4 protein-coding genes are annotated in these 5,350 nt (G+C 59.1%); 1 reads left to right on the top strand and 3 read right to left on the bottom strand.

All coding sequences use genetic code 11. The annotated features are described in order from the left end of the window. Positions 1-289 precede the first annotated feature (289 nt). Entirely contained in the window at positions 290-1,063 is a 774-nt protein-coding gene (locus BLR20_RS03940) for a helix-turn-helix transcriptional regulator (protein WP_054994064.1), read from the top strand. Between the two features lie 89 nt (positions 1,064-1,152). Here the strand turns inward: BLR20_RS03940 and BLR20_RS03935 are convergent, their stop codons facing one another. The 3 genes from BLR20_RS03935 to rpiB form a co-directional block, all read right to left on the bottom strand. Further along, on the bottom strand, positions 1,153-3,528 hold the full coding sequence (locus BLR20_RS03935) for a glucose/quinate/shikimate family membrane-bound PQQ-dependent dehydrogenase (protein ID WP_054994063.1): 2,376 nt from the start codon (positions 3,526-3,528) through the stop codon (positions 1,153-1,155). 69 nt (positions 3,529-3,597) lie between these two features. Beyond that, entirely contained in the window at positions 3,598-4,578 is a 981-nt protein-coding gene (locus BLR20_RS03930; protein ID WP_003369595.1) for a sugar-binding transcriptional regulator, read from the bottom strand. A 67-nt stretch (positions 4,579-4,645) separates the two neighbouring features. Then, positions 4,646-5,107, bottom strand: a complete 462-nt coding sequence (gene rpiB / locus BLR20_RS03925) for a ribose 5-phosphate isomerase B (protein WP_054994062.1) — start codon at positions 5,105-5,107, stop codon at positions 4,646-4,648. Between the last annotated feature and the right edge of the window lie 243 nt (positions 5,108-5,350).

Genomic DNA, 5,350 nt, shown 5'->3' with positions numbered 1-5,350 from the left:
GGCTCAAGGTCCTTCTTGGCGGGTAGGCAGCGGATTAAGCACTGCCGTCCCAGCTGTGTATGGCCCCTTAAACCCGGACAGTGCCTTACGGCCAAATGCCACTGCAGATCCACTTTCGGCGGATTGCAATCCTGTCCCTGTTTTTTGTTACAGACGCAGGATGAAAGCTTAGGCTGAATACCCGGAGACCAAGTGCCATCATCAGGCTTATCAGTAAGTGCAATCAGTAGTTGCCGCGCAGCAGTCGACATGGTCCGTTTTTGCGCGGTCGGAATCAGGAAAGCTCAAGATGAACACGGCGCAACATTTCGAGTACAACGACGACCCACGCTTCTATCTGCAACTGGCCAAGCTGGTTTCCAGTACGGGTGACGACACCTTTGCCGGGCACATGTTGCAATTGGTGGATTCGCTGGTGCCCATTCACGGGCTTGGCCTCAATGAATGGACGCTGGACCTGCGCGAGAGCAGTATCAGTCGCATCAATCTGCTCGGCGGTGCCGGCCTGCAGCATGATCCTCCCGGCAGCGAGACCACCGACCATCCTCTGCTATCAAGCATTCTGAACATGCAGGACCCGTTGTTGATCCAGCTCAAGACCCCGCTGAGCGCGCAACATCCCCAGCAAAACACCCACCAGTGCAATCTGGTGTCCAGCCACGGCGAACGTCGACTGATCATCTGTTTTTATCGGCTGACCGCGCTGCGGGCGTTCTCCCTGACAGAATTGTCCTTGCTCAAGAGCCTCTCCGACACGTTGCTGCCGCTGGTCGAGCATCACGCGCAGAGCCTTGCTCAGTCCAGCAACAATGCCACGCGGCTCGAGCTTGAGCCGGGCTCGCTGGATCAGGCGTTCAGTGGCAGGCTCGCCCAGGACTCGGTCACACTTTCAGCACGCGAGCAGGAAGTCTGCCTGGGCTTGCTGACCGGTGGCACCGTGGCTGAAATGGCGCAGCGCCTCAAGGTCAAGAACAGCTCGGTGGAAACCTACCTCAAGCGCGCCACCGCCAAACTGGGCGTCAGCGGACGACATGGGCTGGCGCGCTGGATGGCGGGTGATTGAAGTTCGTACGCCCGGCTAAATGAACTGCAGCGATACGCGCCCGGAAAAAAGGGCCCCTAAAGGCCCTCCTCGCACAGACGCTGCTGCCGTCAATCAACCCGGAAGGCAATCACGCTGTCGCCCAATGTCGTACCGAGCGATCCGTGACCGCCGGCAGCGATGACCACGTACTGTTTGCCGTCGTTGCCGGTATACGTCGAAGGAATGGATTGGCCACCCGCGGGCAATTCATGTTCCCAGAGCACCTCGCCGTTATTGACGTCATAGGCACGGAAAAAGTTATCCGCCGTCGCGCCGTGAAAGGCCAATCCGCCTGCCGTCACCATCGGACCGCCATGGGCGACCATGCCCATGGGAAAACCGACCGGAAAACGTTCCTGCATGAAGCTGGTCTTGAGGTTTTTGGTGGTGCCGACACGGCGCATCCATTGGGTCTTGCCGGTCGTCAGATCGACCCCGGCCATGGTTCCCCAAGGTGGCGCCGTGCACGGGATGCCAAGGCTTGAGGCGAATCTGGAAATACGGATGGCATAGTCACCGTCGAAGTTCTCGTTCCAGTAGGGCTTGCCCTCCTGAGTGAACAGGCGTTTTTCCTGGGCCTGCTCGGGTCGTTTGATCAGGTTGTAGACATACGCCAGACGCACCGGCGCGGCGATCAGCAACTGGCGGTCAGGGTCCACGGCCACCGAACCCCAGTTGAACACGCCTATATTGCCGGGGTAGATCAGCGATCCTGACTCGGTCGCCGGTGTCCAGGGATTGCCGTCATAACGAAGTGTGTTGTAAGTGATCCGGCAAGCCATCTGGTCAAAAGGCGTTACGCCCCACATGGACTTCTCGGTCAGCACGGGAGGGATGAAGTTAAGTCGCGAGACCGGCTGGGTGGGTGCAAAGCGCTCGCCTTCGACACCGCCCTCGGTGCGCACACTGATCTGATCGACAGGGATGATGGGCTCCCCGGTCAGACGGTTAAGCACGAAAATGTTGCCGACCTTGGTCGGCAACACCACGGCAGGCTGACGGTTGCCGTCTTTTCCCAGATCCAGCAGTGAGGGCTGCGATGGGTTGTCGCGATCCCAGAGGTCATTGTTCGAAGTCTGGAATTTCCAGCGCAGCGCACCTGTTCTCAGGTCGAGTGCCACCAGTGCATCGCGAAACTTCTCGGTGTTGCTGTCGGGGTTACGCCGGGTGCCGGTTTCGTCGGGCGAAGCATTGCCGAACGGGACGTACACCAGACCATTTTTGACATCGGCGCTCAGGGTTGCCCAAGCGACCGGCGTGTCCTGCGGATAGCTCTGATCAACCGCTATGGGTTGGGTGCTGTCCGGGTTTTGCGGGTCGAAATTCCACACCAGCCTGCCGGTGATGACGTCGTAGGCGCGAATCACCCCGGACGGGTTGCCATCGTTATAACCGTTATCCATGATCGAACTGCCGATCACGATCAATTCGCCCGCAATCAGTGGTGCGGAGGTCTGCATGAGCGCGTGCGGGCGGATGGTGCCCATGTTGACGCCCAAGTCGATCACCCCGCCGCTGCCGAAGTCGCTGCACAGGTTCCCGGTGTCGGCATCCAGCGCTACCAGCCTGGCGTCTGCAGTCGCGGTGACGATGCGTTTCGCGCATTGGGCCGGCCGTTGCGGCTGGCCAGTCGAACTGGAGGCAGAGGAATAATAGCTGACGCCGCGGCAGGTCTGGTGCTGCTGCAGGTACGAGCGCTTTTTCTCGGGGGTGTATTTCCAGGCCAGTTGCCCGTTCTGCGGGTTCAGTGCATGCACTTCGTTATGAGGCGTGCACACATACACCCGGTCGTTGACCTTGAGCGGCGTTGCTTCGAAGGTGTACTCGCCGGCGTCCTTGTCCTCATCACGCAGGTCGCCGGTATGGTATTCCCAGGCCACTGACAGCTTGCCGATGTTGTCCGGGGTGATCTGATCGAGGCTGGAGAAACGCTGGCCGGCGTTGCTTCCGCCATACGCGGCCCAGTCACTGCCCGCCGACTCAGCGCTGCGGGTAGTAGCCACGTTGTCGATCCGCCCCTGCTGCGGGTACGGATCGTGAAACATCAGCGCAATCACGATCAGCAGCATTACGCCAAGCGTACCGCCGAGTAACGGATGAAAACGACGGTTATCGGCACTTGATTGCGCCTGATAAAGCGGGCGTACCACCCAGGGCATGGACAGCCACAGGCCGATCAGGGCAAACAGATCACCGCGAGGGATCCACTGCCATTTGTCGAGGCCGGCTTCATAGATGATCCAGACCAGAATCCCCCACATCATCGCTGCATACAGGGTAAGCGCCGATTTCCTTTTCAGGAATACCAGGGTTGCTGTGGCCAGCAAACCGAGGGCAATCACCGAGTAGGCCGGTGAGCCGCCGGCAGCCACCAGTTGTGCGCCCATGAACAGCAGAATGAGGCTGAGTATCGCGATGACGATACCGGTCACTTTGAGAATCATCTTCCTTGCCCTTTATTGTTATCCAATCTTGCGCCGCGACGCGTTCGACCACGAATTTCGCCCGTAGTGTCAGTTTTTGCGCGTCGCGTCATCCAGGGCAAGGATGGTGTGGGCGTTGGTGACGGTGGTTGCCAGGGTGTTGATCACGCCTGAGCGCAAGGCACCCAGCGTGGCGGCCGCCTTGGTGTTTTCACTGGCGATGGCCACTACGTCCGGGATACGAAACAATTCCTGTACGGTAAGACCGATCACCCGGCCCTGTATGGCATTGACGGCAGGCTGGCCGTGAATGTCGATGAAGTCATAGCCCATCATGTCGCCCACCGTGCCGGACAGCCTGGCCTGGGCGATTTCCTGCGGGGAGAACCAGCCCATGCGCACCATGTTGCTGTTCTCGCTCATGTCACCAATACCGATCAGCGCCATGTCGGCACGCCGCGCACGATCAAGCGTCGAGCGCACGGTGTCGTTGCTGATCAGAATACTGCGCAGTTCAGGGTTGGCGACCAGTGCCGGGGCGTACAGGCTCTCGCTTTCGCCACCGAAGCGCAGCGCCAGACGGCGACAGATGTGGTCGGGGTTCATGTACTCGCCCGCCTTGAGCGAGCCACCGATTGCACAGACAAATGTGCAGTTGCGCGTCACCGGCAGGAACACGTTGTCCGCCACTGCCCCCACATTGCGCCCCATGCCCACGGCGACGATCATGCCGTCACCCAGGGTCTTGTTCAGGTAGTTGGCAACCAGGCTGGCCACCGCCGAGCGCTGAGTATCCGGGTCGCTGTGGTCGACTGCTATCAACGCCCTGTCCAGCTGAAAGCGCTCGACCAGCGCCAGTTCCAGCTCGTTGTTCATCGCCGGGTGCTGCAGCACCCGTACTTCGACAATCCCTTCATCGCGTGCGCGTTTGAGCAGTCGGCTGACTTTTGCGCGCGACAGGTCAAAGCGTTTGGCGATGGCTTCCTGAGTGACGTTCTCAAGGTAATAGAGCATCGCGACTTCAGTCATCAGATCGATGTCGCTGGCCATGCGCTGGGTACTGTCACTCATGTGGACGGGCTTCCGTTTCGGCGTCAAAGGCACATTCTCCCTACTCTCGCCCTGTCCCGTCCACTGACTATTGATGCCCGTCACGCTCTATCGCGTTGATGCGTTCGACCTTGGCACCGGAGCGCGCGGCTTCGAACTCCGACTCCAGAAACGATTTGACGATGCTTTTTGCCAGTTCCGTGCCGATCACCCGTGCACCGACGGAAAGAATTTGCGCATCGTTGCTCTTGCGCGCCCGCTCAGCCGAATAGGTGTCGTGGGCCTGGGCCGCACGAATGCCAAAGACCTTGTTGGCGGAGATGGCCATGCCTATTCCGGTCCCGCAGACCAGCACGCCAAGCCGCTGCTGCCCGGCGTTGATGGCCGTGGCAACGGCCAGCGCGATGTCCGGGTAAAGCACCGGTGCCGTGGAGTGCGTACCGAAATCGGTCACTGGATAACCCAGCGACTCGATATGGCCCTTCAACAATTCCTTGAGTTCATAACCCGCTTCATCACATCCGATAGCCACCGGGAAAGGTGTGTTCATGGCATCAGGCTCCACTGCCGGGGTCTTATTATCTGACCAAATGTTCAATCGGTGAAATTCCGATCAGTCATTTCTGAAACATTCGCCCTCTTCTGTCAAGCAAGTTTTCCAGCGGACACTGAATAAAAGCTCAAGACCGCCGCCGGACTGCCTCTGAGTCGACACGTCAAAACTTTTATATGAAACAGATTGACTGATCAGAATTTCATTTGATACACATATGATCACTGAGCAACGCATCAG

Origin of the sequence: Pseudomonas congelans (assembly GCF_900103225.1) — a bacterium.
GTDB lineage: Bacteria > Pseudomonadota > Gammaproteobacteria > Pseudomonadales > Pseudomonadaceae > Aquipseudomonas > Aquipseudomonas congelans.
Note: the sequence above shows the minus strand (reverse complement) of the source record. Positions and strands in the feature narration are given on the sequence as shown.